Source organism: Euzebya sp. (assembly GCF_964222135.1).
GTDB lineage: Bacteria > Actinomycetota > Nitriliruptoria > Euzebyales > Euzebyaceae > Euzebya.
Genome location: NZ_CAXQBR010000073.1, coordinates 26,690 through 42,977, shown reverse-complemented (window position 1 = coordinate 42,977; position 16,288 = coordinate 26,690). Strand labels below are relative to the sequence as shown.

Genomic DNA, 16,288 nt, shown 5'->3' with positions numbered 1-16,288 from the left:
AGCACAACGGAGGACCGCCTCAGGCCGCCCCCACCACCGGCGCCACCGAGACCGGGACGCCGTTCAGGATCGCGTTTCCGCTCAGCGGGTCGACCTCCGGGCCGGTCAGCACGTTGGGGTTAGTCCCGCCGGCGGCGGCCGCCACGCCCAATCGGACCCCGTCGACGTCATGGCCCCACCCGTGGGGGAGGGACACGGTGCCCGGGGTGATCCGCTCGGTGACCTCCACCACGGCCGTGACCGACCCGGTCGCCGACGTCACCACCGCCTCCCCCCCGTCGACCACCCCGGCGGCCGACGCGTCGGCGGGGTGGATCTGCACCGTCGAGGTGTTCGTGCCCCCGACCAGGGTCGCGACGTTGTGCCCCCAGGAGTTGTTAGACCGCAGGTGGCGTCGGCCGACCATCACCAGCCCGTCGGCCGGCTCGTCCAACGCGGCGGCCATGCGCGGGAGGTCGGCGAGGATCGGCTCGGGCGCGACCTCGACCTGCCCGCTCGGGGTCAACAGCACCTCCGGCAGCCGCGGCACCAGCGGGCCGAGGTCCACGCCGTGCGGCCGCGCCCGGACCCGCTCGAGGGTCACCCCGTCCGGATCCGCGCCGAACCCCTCCCCGTACGGCCCGACGCGCAGCAGGAAGTCGACCACCCGCGCCGGCCCCCGGCGGTCCCCGAGCGCCGCGATCACCTCGCCGGGGTCCCGCCCGGCGATGACCGACCCCGCCGCGGCGACCTCCCGCTGGATCATCGTCGAGAGGATGAACGTGTCGACCGCGTCGACGTCCGCCCCGGGGCCCATGCCCTGGAGGAGCCCGGCCAGGCGGCACTGGACCTCCCACTCCTGGGGCTGGTCGGTGTCGAACACCGGGTCGGACCAGTTGGCGACGTTCCGGACGGCGAGCTGGGAGAAGGCGAGGTCGAAGTGCTCCCGCTCGAGGACCGACGGGATGGGTAGCACGACGTCGGCGTGCCGGGTCGTCTCGTTCAGGTACGCGTCGATCGAGATCATCACGTCGAGGCCCGACAGGCCCTTCGCGACCAGCTCGGCGTTCGGGACGCTCAACGCGGGGTTCCCCGCGATCGTGATCAGCCCGCGGATCGGACCGTCCACGAGCTCCTCGCCGAACGCGGCGGCGGGCAGCTCACCGAAGGTCTCCGGCAGCCCCCGCACCGACGTCGTCCAGCGACCGAACGCCACCTCCCGGGCCCGGCGCGTCGGCGAGCTGTTCGTCTGCCCGGCCGCGGCCAGCGGGAACATGGCCCCGCCGGGTCGATCCAGGTTCCCCGTCAGCACGTTGATCACGTCGACCAGCCAGGACCCGGTGGTGCCGAAGCGCACCGTCGAGGTGCCCATCCGCCCGTAGACGCAGGCCGACGGCGCGGCCGCCAGCTCGCCGGCGATGCGCCGCGTCACGTCCGCCGGCACGCGGGTCGGCCCGGCGACCGCCTGGGGGGTGAAGGGCGCCAGCGCGCCGGGCAGGCGGTCCAGGCCGGCCACCCCATCGACGGGCGTCGCGAGCCCGGCGTCGAGCAGCGTCCACGCGATCGCGGCCAGCCACAGCGCGTCGGTGCCCGGCCGGATCGCGATGTGCTCGTCGGCCGCGCGGGCCGTCCGGCTGACGCGCGGGTCGACGACGACCAGCCGGCCCCCGCGTCCCCGCAGCGCGCGCAGCCGGCCGGGCATGTCCGGGGCGGTCATCAACGACCCGTTGGAGGTCAGCGGGTCGGCGCCGAGCACCAGCAGGTAGTCGGTCCGGTCCACGTCCGGGATCGGGATCGTGAGCTTGTGGCCGAACATCAGCGCCGCCGACACGTGCTTGGGCTGCTGGTCGACGGTGGAGGCGGTGAACACCCACGGCGACCCGAGCGCCTTGGCCACCGCGGGCGTGTAGATCGCCCCGGCGAGGTTGTGGACGTTCGGGTTGCCCAGGTACATCGCGATCGACTCGCGGCCCGACCCCTGGATGACCCGCCCCAGCCGGTCCGCGACGGCCTGCCACGCCTCGTCCCAGGTCACCTCCTGCCCGTCGACCAGCGGAGCGCGCAGCCGGTCGGGGTCGGCGTGCAGCTCGCCGATCGCCAGCCCCTTCGGGCAGGCGAACCCGCGGCTGAACACGTCCTCGTCGTCACCGCGGACCTTCAGGACCGTCCGCCCGACCGGGTCGACGTCGATGGCGAGCCCGCAGGTGGCCTCGCACAGCGGGCAGGTGTGGACGTGGGTCTCGGTGCGCATGGTGGTTAGGCTGACATGACCCGGGTCAGTCCGGAAGTACCTCCCAGGTAAGGAGACCGCGTCCCATGTCCGAGCAGCTCGCGAGCGGTGCCCTCGCCGTCCACGCGCTGGAGGCCGCCGGGGTGGACCACCTGTTCACCCTCTCCGGCGGGCACATCTTCCCCTTGTACGACGGGTGCCGGCAGGTCGGGGTGCAGCTGTGGGACTTCCGCCACGAGCAGTCCGCCACCTTCGCCGCCGAGGGGCTGGCCAAGCTGACCCGCAGCCCGCAGGTGGCCGCGCTGACCGCCGGTCCCGGCGTCACCAACGGCATGAGCGCGGTCGCGAGCGCACGGTTCGGCGGCTCGCCGCTCGTCGTCCTCGGCGGCCGCGCGCCGGCCGCCACCTGGGGGGCCGGCAGCCTGCAGGAGATCGACCACACCGCGTTCATGGGCCCGCTCACGAAGTCCGCGGTCACGGCGATGACGCCCGACGAGGTCGCCCCCACCGTCGCCGAGGCCCTCCGGCTGGCAGGCTCGGCCCACCGGGGGCCGACGTTCGTCGACATCCCCATGGACACCGTCTTCACCCCGGCGGGCACCGACACCGTCCCCGCCCCGGCCGACCCCGATCGGATCACCCACGACCCCGACGACGTCGCGGCGATCGCGGCCAAGCTGCAGGCCGCCCGGAGCCCCGTCCTGATCGGCGGCACCGACGTCTGGCTCGACGCTGCGGAGGAGGCGTTCCGCCACCTCGCCGAGACCCTCGGCGCCGCGGTGATCCAGAACGGCATGGGCCGCGGGTGCATCCCCGCCGACCACCCCCAGGTCCTCAGCCGCGCCCGGGGGGCGGCGTTCAAGAGCGCCGACCTCGTCGTCGTCATCGGCACGCCGCTCGACTTCCGGCTCGGCTTCGGGCACTTCGGTGACGCCGAGACCGTCCACGTCGTCGACCACCCCGACCAGATCAGCCGCCACGCCAACCCCGCCGCCAGCGCAGCCGGATCGCTCGGCCCCCTCCTCCACGCCCTCGCCGACGCCGCCGGCGGCCCGACCGGCGACCTCGCCGAACAGCGCCGCACGTGGATCGCCGGGTTGCGGGACACCGAGGAGGCCGCCCAGGCGCAGGACGCCGACCTGTTGACCGGCGGCTCGTCCACCCCGATCCACCCCGCCCGCGTCTACGGCGCGCTGGCCGAGGTGCTGGACCGCGACGCCGTCGTCATCGGCGACGGCGGCGACTTCGTGAGCTACGCCGGCCGGTACGTCCAGAGCCACCAGCCCGGCCGCTGGCTCGACCCAGGCCCGTACGGCTGCCTCGGCACCGGCATGGGGTACTCGGCCGCAGCCCGCATCGCCCACCCCGACGTCCAGGTCGTCCTCATGCTGGGCGACGGCGCTGCCGGGTTCAGCCTGATGGACGTCGAGAGCTTGGTCCGCCAGGACCTGCCCGTCGTGATGATCTGCGGGAACAACGGCATCTGGGCGCTCGAGAAGTACCCGATGCAGCAGATGTACGACGGCTGGGACGTCGCCGCCGACCTGCAGCCGGGCCTGGGCTACGACCAGGTCGTCCGGGCCATGAACGGCGCCGGGGAGACCGTCACCGACGCCGCGGACCTGACCGCGGCCATCCGGCGCGGCTTCGACGCCGGGGTGCCCTACCTGGTCAACGTCATGACCGACCCCTCCGTCGCCTACCCCCGCTCGACCGCACTTGTCTGAGATCGAGCGCCGGGCGGGCGTGCCGCTGGCCCGGGGCATGACCATCCCCGTCATCGAGACCGAGCGCCTGTGGTTGACCGCGCTCACCGACCACCACGTCGACGCGTTCAGCCGGATCCAGCACGACCCGCGCGTCGCGGAGTGGTTCGGCGGCCTGCCCGATCCCCTCCCCAGCCCGGCGCGGCAGCGCGAGGACACGTGGCGGCTCATCGCCACGTTCCTCGGGCACTGGGCGCTGCGCGGCTACGGGCAGTGGGCGCTGATCCGCAGGTCCGACGGCCGGTTCGTCGGTCGCGCCGGGCTGTGGAACCCCGAGGGCTGGCCGGGCGTCGAGGTCGGCTGGCTCGTCGACCCGGAGCTGTGGGCCCAGGGGTACGCCAGCGAGGCGGGACGGGCCGCGGTCGCCCACGCCTTCGACGACCTCGGCCTCGACGAGGTCATCAGCGTCACCGTCCCGCACAACACCGCCAGCCGCCGCGTGATGGAGAAGGTCGGCCTGACCGACACCGGCCGCACCGTCGACCTGCGCGACCACACCCAGGTGCTGTACCGCATCGGTCGCGACGAGTGGCGGGGTCGCGATGCGTGAGCGCCACGGCGAGGGAGCGGTCCGCGTGGCCGGCGGGCAGGGGTTCTACGGCGACACCCCCGCCGCCATCGCCGACCTGCTGACCGAGGAGCCGGACTACCTCTGCCTCGAGGCCCTCGCCGAGCTGACCCTCGCGATCCTCGCCAAGGACCGCGCCCGCGACGAGACCCTCGGGTACACCCGCGACCTGCCCCTCTACCTGATGGCGGCCCTGCCGGCGGTCCTGGCCGGGCGCACGAGGGTCATCACCAACGCGGGTGGCATCAACCCCCTGGCCGCCCTCAAGCTGCTGCAGGCCTCCGCCGCCCGGTTCGACCTCGCCGGGCTCACCGTGGCGGTGGTCACCGGCGACGACCTCCGCGCCCGCCCCGACCTGCTGCCCTCCGGCTTCCCCGCCGTCGACGACCTGCGGTTCGCCAACGCCTACCTCGGCGTCGCCGGCATCGTGGAGGCGCTCGAGCGCGGCGCCGACATCGTCATCACCGGCCGGGTCGCCGACGCCGCGCTGTTCCTCGCCCCGCTGGTCCACGAGCACGGCTGGTCCCTCGACGACCCGGACCACGTCCACCGCCTGGCCGCGGGCACGGTCGTCGGCCACCTGCTCGAGTGCTCGGGCCAGTCGACCGGCGGCAACCACGCGGGGGAGTGGTGGACCGTCCCCGACCCGTGGCGCTTCGGCTTCCCCCTCGCCGACGTGACCGCCGACGGGACCGCGACGATCTTCTCACCGGAGGTGGCCGGCGGTCGCGTCGACGTCGACACGGTCCGCCAGCAGCTGCTCTACGAGGTCGGCGACCCGACCGCCTACCTGACCCCCGACGTCGTCGTCGACATGACCACCGTGCACCTGACCGACCTCGGCGACGACCGCGTCCGGGTCCACGGCACCCGCGGACGTCCGGCGACCGGCCGGTACAAGGTGGTCGGCGCCACCGCCGACGGGTACGCCGCCGACATCTCCGTCGCCTTCGGCTGGCCCGACGCGCCCGCCAAGGCCCGGGCGGCCGCCGACATCGCGCGCAAGCGGATCGCCGAGGCCGGCATCGCCCTCGCGGGGTGGCACGTCGAGCTGTTCGGCGTCGACGCCCTGCACGGCCCCGCGGCATGGCGACCGGATCAGCCCGACCCCGACCCGGCGGAGGTGGTGCTCAGGATGGCGTGGTCGACCGTCGACGCCGACGCCTGCGCGCAGGTGGCACGGCACATCGTGCCCCTCGGCCTGTCCGCCCCGCCGCCCGGCTTCACCCCCGCCAACCGGGCCCGCCCCAAGCCGTCCGGGCTGCTGCGGATCCACACCGACCTCGTCGACCGCGGACCGGTGGACGCGGACGTCCACGTCGTCATCGAGGAGCTGTAGGGACCGTGCTCGTCAACGACCTCGCCTTCGCCCGGCCAGGGGACAAGGGGCCGGACTCCGACGTCACCGTGTTCGCCCGCGACCGGGCGGCCTACGACCACCTCGTGACCCACCTCACCACCGAGGCGGTCGCCGCGCACTACGGCGACCTGGTCCGCGGCGACGTCACCCGGTGGGAGCTCCCGAACGTCCTGGCCCTCAAGTTCCTGCTCCGTGACGCTCTCGGCGGCGGGGGCCCGCGCAGCCTGCGCGCGGACAACCTCGGCAAGGCGCTCGGCGGGGCGATCCTCCGCTTCGAGGTACCGGACCTGCCCGGCCACCCGCCCGCGCCCCACCCCCCGGCCGACCCGTACGTCGACGCGCCCTGGCGGGTGGACTAGTCCGCGCGGATCACTCTCGTCTGCGCGGGGTACCGGGGGCGTGCAGGCGACGGATACTGGCGGTGGCGAGCGCGGTGTGACGCGCCCGTCACGCACCGATGGACGACCCCCGCCTGCCCCTCACGGTGACCGTGCTCCTGCTCGGAGCCGCGGCGCTCGTGCTGTCGGCCGTCGGTGCCGACCTCGCGGCCCTCGACCGCGCGGCCTGGCTCGGTTCGGCGGCGGGGTTCGCCGCGCTGGCGGTCCTCGCGGCGCGGTCGCGCCTCATCCCGCCCACGGCGATCACGGTCGCCCTCGTGATCGGCCTGGCGCTGTTCCTCCGCCGGGTCTGGATCGCCCCGACCGACGCCCCCGCGGACCTCGTCAGCCTGCAGTACCTGTCGTTCCGCGGTGTCACCCTCCTGAGCGGCGCGGCGTTCATCGGCCTCGGGCCGTCCCGTGGCCTGGTGGTCAGCGGCGTCAACCTGCTGACCGCCGTGGTCGTGCTGGTCGCCGGGCCCATGGGCCTCGACCACCCGGCGGGGGTCGTCGAAACCGTCCTCCCCGTGGCGGTGCAGGCCGGCATCGTGATCCTGATGTTCCGCATCCTCGCCGCCTCCGTCGAGTCCCAGCGCGAACGTGCCCAGACCGCCCAGGAGCGCGCGGAGCTCGCCTTCCGCGACGAGCTCACCGATCTGCCGAACCGGCGGCAGATGAGCGTCCACCTGCGCGCGGCGGTGGCGCGGGCGCACGAGGGCGGCGGGCCTGACACCGTGGTGATGTTCGACCTCGACCACTTCAAGGCCGTCAACGACACCCTCGGCCACGACGTCGGCGACGAGGTGCTGCGCCAGACCGCGGTGGTGGTGGCCGGCACGGTCCGGGAGCGGGACGTGCTGGCCCGCTGGGGAGGGGAGGAGTTCGTCGCGCTGCTCGTCGACACCGACCTGGGGGAGGGGTCGGAGGTCGCCGAGCGCTGCCGCCTCGCCCTCGAGGCCATGGGCGGCCGGGTCCCCCTCACGGCCAGCTTCGGCGTGACCGCCGTCGAGCCGGGCGACACCGTGACCGACCTGCTCCGACGCGTCGACCTCGCCCTCTACGAGGCCAAGCAGTCCGGTCGCAACCGGGTCGTGCTGGTCGGGGCGGCCTGAACCCCGGTCACTCCGAGGGGGACTCCGACTCGACACCCGGCTCGGACCCCGTGCCCGGCACAGGCGCACCCGTCGGCAGGCCGCCCCGGTCGCAGGTCTCCGAGCTCGAGTCGAAGCGCCACGTCACCGTGTCGCCGTCGTAGCTCTTGATCGACAGGCCGCTCCACCAGACCGCGTCGAGCGCGCCGATCTCCTCTCCGTCGTCGAACACCACGAACTCGGTCGTGTAGCCGTCGCCGTTGCGGTCCGTGCCGCTGAGCACCAGCACCACCCCGCCGCGGAGCGGCCCGTCCTCCGGCGCCCGCACCACGCAGTCGATCCGCGGCGGGTCCTCGGGGACCAGCGCGCCGGCGGTCTCGAGGGTGTCGAGGCAGGTGGACGCCTCCGACGGCGACAGCCCGCAGATGCCCGCCGGGTCCCCGTCCGCCGTCAACCCGACCGCCTGGTCGAGGAGCTCCCGCGCCTCCTCGATCGAGACGTCCGCGCGGATGCCGAGGACGCCGCACCCGGCGAGCAGGACGCACCCGACGAGCGCGACGGCTCCCAGACGGCTGGTGGACACGACGCGACAGGGTAGCGACGGCGTCGGGCGCGGTAGACTCGGCCACCGCTCGAACGCCCGTCCTGTCCCGAGCCGCCATCCCCGAGCAGCCCTGTCCCCGAGCACCGACGAGACGCACCAGCTTGACCGCCAGCACCGACGCCGCCAGCACGGTCCGCATGACCACCGTCCCCGGCGAGCACGCCATGGTCGGCCTGCTCGGCACCCGCGACGAGCTGCTGAAGCTGGTCGAGGACGCCTTCGACGTCGACATCCTCGTGCGCGGCAACGAGATCACCGTCACCGGCGAGCCGCCCCAGCCCGACCAGGTCGTCCGGGTCTTCGAGGAGCTGCTCACCCTGGTCGCCGCTGGCCAGCACCTCGACGCCGGGACCGTCTCCTCCACCGTCGACATGGTCCGCGGATCCGAGCACGCCAACCCGTCCGAGGTCCTCGGCGACGAGGCGCTGACCCACCGAGGGCGCTCGATCCGCCCCAAGACGTTCGGGCAGAAGCGGTACCTGGACGCGATCCGCACGAACACGGTGACCTTCGGCATCGGGCCGGCCGGGACCGGCAAGACGTACCTCGCCATGGCGATGGCGGTCCTCGCGCTCAAGCGCAAGGACGTCACCCGGATCATCCTCACCCGACCGGCGGTCGAGGCGGGGGAGCGGCTCGGCTTCCTCCCCGGCACGTTGTTCGAGAAGATCGACCCGTACCTGCGGCCGCTGTTCGACGCCCTCCACGACATGATGGACGCCGAGAACCTGGCCACGCTGATGGACCGCGGCGTGATCGAGGTCGCCCCCCTGGCCTTCATGCGGGGACGGACCCTCAACGACTCCTTCATCGTGCTCGACGAGGCGCAGAACACCACGCCGGAGCAGATGAAGATGTTCCTCACCCGCATCGGGTTCGGCTCGAAGGCGGTCGTCACCGGGGACGTCACCCAGGTGGACCTGCCGGGCCGGTCATCCCGGTCGGGGTTGCGGGTGGTCCGCCAGATCCTCGAGGGGATCGACGGGATCGCGTTCTGCGAGCTGACGGGCCGGGACGTGGTGCGCCACAACATCGTCCAGCAGATCGTCGCCGCCTACGAGGCCTGGGGAGAGGCGGAGCCCGAGGCGCCCGCGGATGCCGACCCGCCCGCGGCGGGTCCCGACCGACGTCCGTGACCGTCTTCGTCGCCGACGAGCAGGCGGAGGTCGCCGTCGACCTCCCGCGGCTCCGCCGGTTGGCGCAGCACGTGTGCGCCGACCGCGGCGTCCCCGATGCCATGGAGGTGTCGGTCCTCTGCGTCGACGCCGAGGCCATCACCGCCCTCAACCGCACGCACATGGGGAGCGACCGCCCCACCGACGTGCTCGCCTTCCCCCTCGACCAGCCCGGCGAGACGACGCCCGGCGACGTCGCGATCCTGGGTGACGTGGTGCTGTGCCCCGCCGTCGCGGCGGCGCAGGCGCCCGAGCACGGCAAGACCGCGCAGGCGGAGATGGACCTGCTGGTGGTGCACGGCCTGCTGCACCTCCTCGGCCACGACCACGCCGAGGAGGGGGAGCGCGCGCACATGTTCGGGTTGACCGACGACCTGCTGGCGAGCTTCGACGCGGTGGAGGGGGCAGGCCGGTGAGCGCCGAGGTCATCGAGGGTCTGGCCGCCGTGGTCCTGCTGGTCGTCACCGGCTACTTCGCCGCTGCGCGGGCTGCGCTCGACCGCATGACCACCGCCCGGGCCGCCCGGCTCGTCGACGAGCAGCGGAAGGGCGCCGCGCGGGTCGTCGCCCTGCTCGAGGACTCGAGCCGCACCTGGTCGGCGCTCACGCTGCTCATCGTCGTGCCACTGGTGGCCGCCGTCGCCCTGGCCACCGACGCGCTCGGCAGCGTCCTCGTCCCGGCCTGGTCCATCGTCGCGGCCGTCGTGGTCATGGGCGTCCTCGGCTACGTCGGCGCCGAGCTGATCCCGCGGTCCATCGCCCTGCGCCACGCCGAGGACGTGGCCCGGCGCACCGCGGGACCGGTGAGCACCGCCTCCGCGGTCCTGCGACCCGCCACGACCCTGCTGGTGTGGCTCGGCGCCCGGATCGTGCCCGGCGCGGAGGACGGGGCCGAGGCCTTCGTGACCGAGGAGGCGATCCGCGACCTGATCGACGAGGCGGAGGGGCAGTCGATCGAACCGTCGGAGCGGGCGATGATCCACTCGATCTTCGAGCTGGGCGACACGCTCGTCCGCGAGATCATGGTCCCCCGCCCCGACGTCGTGATGGTCTCCGCGGGCCTGCCCCTCGACGAGGTCGTCGGCGTCATCCTCGACCGCGGCTACTCCCGCATCCCGGTGCACCGGGGAGAGGATCGCGACGACATCGCCGGCGTCCTCTACGCGAAGGACGTCCTCAAGCGGATCCACCTCGAGGGCAACGAGGACGGGCCGTGGGACGACCTGATCCGCCCGCCGTACGTGGTGCCGGAGCTGAAGCGGGTCGACGGCCTGCTCCGCGAGCTCCAGGCCGAGCAGGTCCACATGGCGGTCGTGGTGGACGAGTACGGCGCCCTGGCCGGGATCGCCACGATCGAGGACGTCCTCGAGGAGATCGTCGGGGAGATCATCGACGAGTACGACTCCGAGGAGCCGCTGGTGGCCCAGCTCGACCACGACCGTTGGCGCGTCGACGCCCGCGTCTCGGTGTCCGAGCTCGAGGAGCTGACCGAGGCGGACCTGCCCGACGACGACTGGGACACCGTCGGCGGGCTGCTCTACGGCGTCCTCGGCCACGTCCCGCGCCCGGGGGAGTCCGTCGACGTCGACCGGCTGCAGCTGGTCGCCGAGCGGGTCCGCGGCCGGCGCATCGTCGAGGTGCTGGTCGAGCGTCGGCCCGTGCACGAGGACGGCGCGGGCCGCGGCGACGGCGACGTCCGCGCGGAGTCCCTCAGCCTGCACCCCGCCGGAGACGACCAGTGACGACGGACCTCGAGGGGCTCCTCGCCCGGGCGCGCGATGCCCAGCAGCAGGCGTACGTGCCCTACTCCGGCTTCCGCGTCGGCGCCGCCCTCGAGTGCGAGGACGGCACGGTCGTCGAGGGCTGCAACGTCGAGAACGCCGCCTACCCCGCGACGATCTGCGCGGAGCGCACGGCGGTCGCCGCCGCGGTCGCCGCCGGGCACCGGCGGTTCCGGGCGATCGCCGTCATCGGGTCGGGGGAGGGCCCGACCACGCCCTGCGGGATGTGCCGGCAGGTCCTCTTCGAGTTCGCCCCCGATCTGGTGGTCCACGCCGCCGGGGCGGACGGGGGGACCGCGACCTACGTCCTGGGTCGGGATCTGCTGCCCGACGGCTTCGGTCCCCGCCGACTCGATGCCGGTCAGGGTCACTGACCGGTCGGTCGGTCCTGCTCCCCAGGACGCCGATTTCGGACTTATCGTCGCCCCGCGCGATGGGTATGCTGATCGCAGATGCTCGGTGACGCCGAAGAGCACCGTCCCTACGAGGACTACGCGGTGCGACATGTCATGGGCAGTCTGGATGAGGCCGAATCCGGCGCGTTCCGGTCACACCTCCTGGACTGCGGGGAATGTCGTGCGCGGGTGGGCGAGCTGCGGTCCATCGCGTCGGACCTGGCCGAGGTCGAGCGCGCCGAGCGGCGGGAGAAGGCCGCGCGCCTGGTCGAGACCAAGGAGCGCGAGGACGAGCCCGACACCGACTTCGGCGACTTCGACGAGGGGCCGAGCCGGACCATCCGCGTCCTGGCCATCGCCGGTCTGCTGCTGATCGTCGTCCTGAGCGTCTGGAACTTCGTCCTCCGCGGGCAGAACAGCGGCCTCGAAGGCGTCATCGACGACCTGCAGGCCGCCGCGGCCACGATCAACCTGGGCGAGCCGATGGCCGTCGACGACGTCGCCCCCCGCCACGAGGGCGCCGCCCGCGTCGGCGAGCGGGGCGAGATCGCAGCGGTGGTGCGGGGCACCGACGACGACGACACCTACCAGGTGAACCTGTACGACGCGAACGGCAGCGTCGTCGACACCCGCGTGGTCCGCTCCGTCGGCGGACAGGTCAGCTTCTTCGGCGCCGGCCCGTTCCGCACCGAGGTGACCCGCGTCGAGCTGGCGGAGAACCGCGGCAACGGCCAGACGATCATCTTCCGCGCCGCCACCGACTGACCGGGGGAACCGACCCGGGGGACGCGACGATCCCGCGGCTGGTGCCGCGGGATCGGGTGGGCGCGGCTGGGATCGAACCAGCGACCTCTCCGGTGTGAGCGGAGCGCTCGTCCCACTGAGCTACGCGCCCGAGGACGGAGGATGGTACCTCAACTGGCGGAGTCCACACCGCCTGCGGTCGCGGCGCGGGCCCGCTCGCGCAGGTCGTCGATGCCCTCGGCGAACGAGGGGTAGCGCCACAGCGCGCTGCCGCTGATGAACACGTCGGCCCCGGCCGCCGCGGCGCCGGCGATGGTGTCGGGACCGATGCCGCCGTCGACCTCGAGGTCGATGTCGCGCCCCGACGCCTCGATCATCAGCCTCGCCCGGGTGATCTTCGGCTCCATGGAGGTCAGGTAGGACTGGCCGCCGAAGCCCGGGTTGACCGTCATGATCAGGATCATGTCGATCAGGTCCATGACGTCCTCGACGTGGGCCAGGGGCGTGGCGGGGGAAAGGGCGACGCCGACCTTCGCGTCCCAGTCCTTGATCTGCTGGTACGTGCGGTGCGGCATGGCGAGGGTCTCGGGGTGGCAGATGACCACCTCGCAGCCCGCCTCCTTCACGTAGCGCTCCAGCAGGTCCTCGGGCCGGTCGGCCATGACGTGGACCTCGAACGGCAGCTCGCAGACCTGGCGGCAGGCGGCGATCACGTCGGGGCCGAAGGTCAGGTTCGGCACGTACGTGCCGTCCATCACGTCCCACTGGAGCCGGTCGGCACCGGCCCGCTCGAGCGCCTGGCAGTCACGGCCGAGGTTCGCGAAGTCGGCGGGCAGGGTCGACGGGACGATCTTGGGGTCCACTACGACAGGCGCTCCACGATGATGGCCATGCCCTGGCCGCCGCCGACGCACATCGTCTCGAGCCCGATGGACTTGTCGGCGGTCTGCAGCCCGTTCAGCAGCGTGGTCATGATCCGGGCGCCGGTCATCCCGAACGGGTGGCCGACGGCGATCGACCCGCCGTGGACGTTCAACCTGTCCCACCCGATCCCGAGCTCGTCGGCGGACGGGATCACCTGGGCGGCGAACGCCTCGTTGATCTCGACCAGGTCCACGTCGTCGATCGTCATCCCCGCCCGGGCGAGGGCCTGCTTCGACGCCTCCACCGGGCCCATGCCCATGATCTCGGGGTTCAGCGCCGTGACGCCCGTCGCGATGATCCGCGCCAGCGGCGTGATGCCGAGCTCGGCCGCCCTCGTGTCGGACATCACGACGACCGCGGCGGCGCCGTCGTTGAGCGGGCAGGCGTTGCCGGCCGTGATGCGGCCGTCCGGGCGGAAGACCGGCTTCAGCTCGGCGAGCTTCTCGACCGTCGTCCCCGGTCGCGGGCCGTCGTCGGCGGTCATCTTGGTGCCGTCGGGCAGCTCCACCGGGGTGATCTCGCGCTCCCAGAACCCGTTCCCCTGCGACTCGACGGCTCGCTGCTGGGACAGCGCCGCGAACTCGTCCATCCGCTCGCGGGTGACGCCGTGCAGCACCGCGACGTTCTCCGCGGTCTGGCCCATCGGGATGTAGATGTCCGGCAGGCCCTCCGGCGGCGTCCAGTCGTCAGCGCCCTCCTCGGCGACGCGCTGCGTGCGGGCCTCGGCCTCGGCGAAGCGCGGGTTGTGCGGACCGGCGTCGGAGGTGCCGTTCACGTAGCGGCTGACGGTCTCGACGCCGGCGGCGACGAACACGTCGCCCTCGCCCGCCTTGATCGCGTGCGCGGCCATCCGCATCGACTGGGTCGACGAGGCGCAGTAGCGGGTCACGGTCGTCCCCGGGACGGTCTCCCAGCCGAGGAGGGTGGCGACCACCCGGCCCATGTTGAAGCCGGACTCGCCGCCGGGCAGGCCGCAGCCGAGGATGAGGTCCTCGACGTCGGACGGGTCGAGCTCGGGCACCTCGGCCATGGCGGCACCCACCGCGATCGCGGCGAGGTCGTCGGGCCGGAAGTCGACCAGCGACCCCTTGCCGGCTCGGCCGATGGGGGTGCGCGCAGCGGCGACGATGACGGGCTCTGGCATGGTCACTCCTCGAGGGCGGGCGGCGTGCCAAGCGTAGGCGGACACCGAGGACGGGCGCACGCCGACGCCGGCTATCCTTCGCCGCCCTGACCCCCAGAACGTGAGGAGCACCCGGTGTCGGACGTGATGACGGTGTACGGACCAGACGGCGCGAGCGTCGAGGTCCCCACCGGCACGACGGCCCAGGACGCGCTCAAGGCCCTCGGGGCCGTGCGGGGCATGGTCGTCGCCGCGACGGTCGACGGGACGCCCGTGGACCTGTCCCGCGAGGTGGCCGACGGCGCGCGGGTCGAGCCGATCGCGGCGGACTCCGACGACGGGCGGTTCATCATCCGCCACTCCACCGCTCACGTGATGGCCCAGGCCGTCACCGACCTGTTCCCGGGGACCCCGTTCGGCATCGGCCCGCCCGTGGAGAACGGCTTCTACTACGACTTCGACCCCGAGCGGCCCTTCACCGCCGACGACCTCGAGCAGATCGAGGCGCGCATGGTCGAGATCGTCCGCGAGGACCAGCCGTTCGTCCGCGTCGAGGTGCACCGCGACGAGGCCCTCGAGGCCTTCGCGGACAACCCGTACAAGGTCGAGATCCTCACCGACGGGGAGGCGGCGGCGGAGGACCCGACCGTAAACCCGGACGGCGCGGGCATCTCGATCTACCGCAACGACAAGCCCGACGGCGGGCACTGGCAGGACCTGTGCCGAGGTCCGCACGTCCCCACCACCAAGTGGATCCCGGCCTTCACCCTGCAGCGCGTCGCCGGCGCCTACTGGCGGGGCAGCGAGCAGAACCCGATGCTGCAGCGGATCTACGGCACCGCGTGGGAGTCGAAGAAGGCGCTCAAGGCGTTCCTCACCCAGCAGGAGGAGGCGCGCAAGCGCGACCACCGCAAGCTCGGCCGCGAGCTCGACCTGATCAGCTTCCCGGAGGAGCTCGGTCCCGGCCTGGCGGTGTGGCACCCCGACGGCGGGATCGTCCGCCAGCAGATGGAGGACTACATCCGGGCGGCCACCCGCCGCCACGGGTACGAGGGCGTCTACACGCCGCACCTCACCAAGGGGCAGCTGTTCGCGACCTCCGGGCACCTCGACTTCTACGCCGACGGGATGTACCCGCCGATGCAGCTCGACCCGTCGTCGGAGTCCGAGGGCATCGACTACTACCCCAAGCCGATGAACTGCCCGATGCACGTGCTGATCTACGCGTCGCGGCAGCGGTCCTACCGCGAGCTCCCGCTCCGGCTGGCCGAGCTCGGCACGGTGTACCGCTACGAGAAGTCCGGCACCGTCCACGGGCTGCTGCGCGCCCGCGGGTTCACCCAGGACGACAGCCACATCTTCTGCACCGCCGACCAGGTCGTCGACGAGGTGCTCGGCTGCCTGACGTTCGCCCTCGAGGTCTACCGCGACTACGGGTTCAGCGCCGGGCCCAGCCGGGTGGCGCTGTCGACCCGGCCGCCGAAGGCCGAGACGGTCGGGACGGACGAGGAGTGGGCGCACGCCGAGGACGCCCTGCGCCAGGCCCTGGACCGCTCCGGTCTCGACTACGTCGTCGACGAGGGGGAGGGGGCCTTCTACGGCCCGAAGATCGATCTGCAGGTGACCGACGCGATCGGTCGCGCGTGGCAGCTGACCACCGTCCAGGTCGACTTCAACCACCCCCAGCGCTTCGACCTGACCTACACCGGGTCCGACGGCGAGGCGCACCGCCCCTACATGGTGCACCGGGCGCTGTACGGATCCCTCGACCGGTTCTTCGGGATCCTGCTCGAGCACTACAACGGGGCGTTCCCCACCTGGCTGGCCCCCCGGCAGGCCGTGGTCATCCCGATCAGCGACGCCCACCTCGACTACGCCCGCGAGGTGGAGTCTGCGCTGCGCGCCGCGGACCTCCGCGCCCAGGTCGACGTCGGCGACGACACGATGGGCGCGAAGATCCGCAAGCACCAGCAGGCGAGGGTGCCCTACATGCTGATCGTCGGCGACGCCGAGGCGGAGGACCGCACCGTGTCGATCCGCCCGCGCTACGGCGACCAGCGCAAGGGCGTGGCGCTCGACGCCTGGGTGGCCGAGCTGGCCGACGAGGTGTCGGCGAAGGGGCTCGGCCCCCAACCGGGCTAGGGCTCAGCTCCGCCCCCTCCCCGCCGATGG

15 protein-coding genes and 1 tRNA gene are annotated in these 16,288 nt (G+C 73.2%); 11 read left to right on the top strand and 5 right to left on the bottom strand.

The features are described 5' to 3' along the window. Positions 1-19: 19 nt before the first annotated feature. Complete coding sequence (locus ACEQ2X_RS15970; RefSeq protein ID WP_370326825.1) at positions 20-2,230, bottom strand: molybdopterin-dependent oxidoreductase; 2,211 nt, start codon at positions 2,228-2,230, stop codon at positions 20-22. Positions 2,231-2,295: 65 nt separating this feature from the next. Between ACEQ2X_RS15970 and ACEQ2X_RS15965 the strand changes: the two genes are divergently transcribed. The 5 genes from ACEQ2X_RS15965 (at position 2,296) to ACEQ2X_RS15945 (ending at position 7,392) form a co-directional block, all read left to right on the top strand. Further along, positions 2,296-3,936, top strand: coding sequence for an acetolactate synthase (locus ACEQ2X_RS15965; RefSeq protein WP_370326824.1), 1,641 nt, complete (start codon positions 2,296-2,298; stop codon positions 3,934-3,936). Next, a complete protein-coding gene (locus tag ACEQ2X_RS15960; RefSeq protein ID WP_370326823.1) occupies positions 3,929-4,525 on the top strand; it encodes a GNAT family N-acetyltransferase in 597 nt (198 codons plus the stop codon). The genes ACEQ2X_RS15965 and ACEQ2X_RS15960 overlap by 8 nt, the downstream gene beginning before the upstream one ends. Then, the gene (locus ACEQ2X_RS15955; protein WP_370326822.1) at positions 4,518-5,882 is read left to right on the top strand and encodes an acyclic terpene utilization AtuA family protein; all 1,365 of its coding nucleotides are present in this window, start codon (positions 4,518-4,520) and stop codon (positions 5,880-5,882) included. Before ACEQ2X_RS15960 ends, ACEQ2X_RS15955 begins: the two co-directional genes overlap by 8 nt. Before the next feature lie 5 nt (positions 5,883-5,887). Next, on the top strand, positions 5,888-6,262 hold the full coding sequence (locus tag ACEQ2X_RS15950; RefSeq protein WP_370326821.1) for a hypothetical protein: 375 nt from the start codon (positions 5,888-5,890) through the stop codon (positions 6,260-6,262). A 98-nt stretch (positions 6,263-6,360) separates the two neighbouring features. Further along, entirely contained in the window at positions 6,361-7,392 is a 1,032-nt protein-coding gene (locus ACEQ2X_RS15945; protein WP_370326820.1) for a GGDEF domain-containing protein, read from the top strand. Positions 7,393-7,399: 7 nt separating this feature from the next. On the opposite strand, the gene ACEQ2X_RS15940 is transcribed toward ACEQ2X_RS15945, so the two are convergent. Beyond that, positions 7,400-7,954: a hypothetical protein gene (locus tag ACEQ2X_RS15940; protein WP_370326819.1), complete on the bottom strand. Its 555-nt coding sequence runs from the start codon at positions 7,952-7,954 to the stop codon at positions 7,400-7,402. A gap of 158 nt (positions 7,955-8,112) precedes the next feature. Between ACEQ2X_RS15940 and ACEQ2X_RS15935 the strand changes: the two genes are divergently transcribed. The 5 genes from ACEQ2X_RS15935 to ACEQ2X_RS15915 all read left to right on the top strand — a co-directional run bounded on the left by ACEQ2X_RS15935 (position 8,113) and on the right by ACEQ2X_RS15915 (position 12,090). Further along, a complete protein-coding gene (locus tag ACEQ2X_RS15935) occupies positions 8,113-9,111 on the top strand; it encodes a PhoH family protein (RefSeq protein WP_370326838.1) in 999 nt (332 codons plus the stop codon). Continuing rightward, complete coding sequence (ybeY, locus tag ACEQ2X_RS15930) at positions 9,108-9,566, top strand: rRNA maturation RNase YbeY (protein WP_370326818.1); 459 nt, start codon at positions 9,108-9,110, stop codon at positions 9,564-9,566. The genes ACEQ2X_RS15935 and ybeY overlap by 4 nt, the downstream gene beginning before the upstream one ends. Beyond that, a complete protein-coding gene (locus tag ACEQ2X_RS15925; protein WP_370326817.1) occupies positions 9,563-10,891 on the top strand; it encodes a hemolysin family protein in 1,329 nt (442 codons plus the stop codon). Before ybeY ends, ACEQ2X_RS15925 begins: the two co-directional genes overlap by 4 nt. Beyond that, positions 10,888-11,304, top strand: coding sequence for a cytidine deaminase (locus ACEQ2X_RS15920; protein ID WP_370326816.1), 417 nt, complete (start codon positions 10,888-10,890; stop codon positions 11,302-11,304). The genes ACEQ2X_RS15925 and ACEQ2X_RS15920 overlap by 4 nt, the downstream gene beginning before the upstream one ends. Positions 11,305-11,382: 78 nt before the next feature. Beyond that, the gene (locus tag ACEQ2X_RS15915) at positions 11,383-12,090 is read left to right on the top strand and encodes a hypothetical protein (RefSeq protein ID WP_370326815.1); all 708 of its coding nucleotides are present in this window, start codon (positions 11,383-11,385) and stop codon (positions 12,088-12,090) included. A gap of 57 nt (positions 12,091-12,147) precedes the next feature. Here ACEQ2X_RS15915 and ACEQ2X_RS15910 read toward each other — a convergent pair. From ACEQ2X_RS15910 to ACEQ2X_RS15900, 3 genes are all read right to left on the bottom strand, one after another. Further along, a tRNA-Val gene (locus tag ACEQ2X_RS15910) sits at positions 12,148-12,220 on the bottom strand. A 19-nt stretch (positions 12,221-12,239) separates the two neighbouring features. Then, complete coding sequence (gene rpe, locus ACEQ2X_RS15905) at positions 12,240-12,932, bottom strand: ribulose-phosphate 3-epimerase (RefSeq protein WP_370326814.1); 693 nt, start codon at positions 12,930-12,932, stop codon at positions 12,240-12,242. Then, positions 12,932-14,137: an acetyl-CoA C-acetyltransferase gene (locus ACEQ2X_RS15900; protein WP_370326813.1), complete on the bottom strand. Its 1,206-nt coding sequence runs from the start codon at positions 14,135-14,137 to the stop codon at positions 12,932-12,934. The genes rpe and ACEQ2X_RS15900 overlap by 1 nt, the downstream gene beginning before the upstream one ends. Positions 14,138-14,263: 126 nt before the next feature. Here ACEQ2X_RS15900 and thrS point away from each other — a divergent pair, with 126 nt between their 5' ends. Beyond that, on the top strand, positions 14,264-16,258 hold the full coding sequence (thrS, locus tag ACEQ2X_RS15895; protein WP_370326837.1) for a threonine--tRNA ligase: 1,995 nt from the start codon (positions 14,264-14,266) through the stop codon (positions 16,256-16,258). Positions 16,259-16,288: the final 30 nt, after the last annotated feature.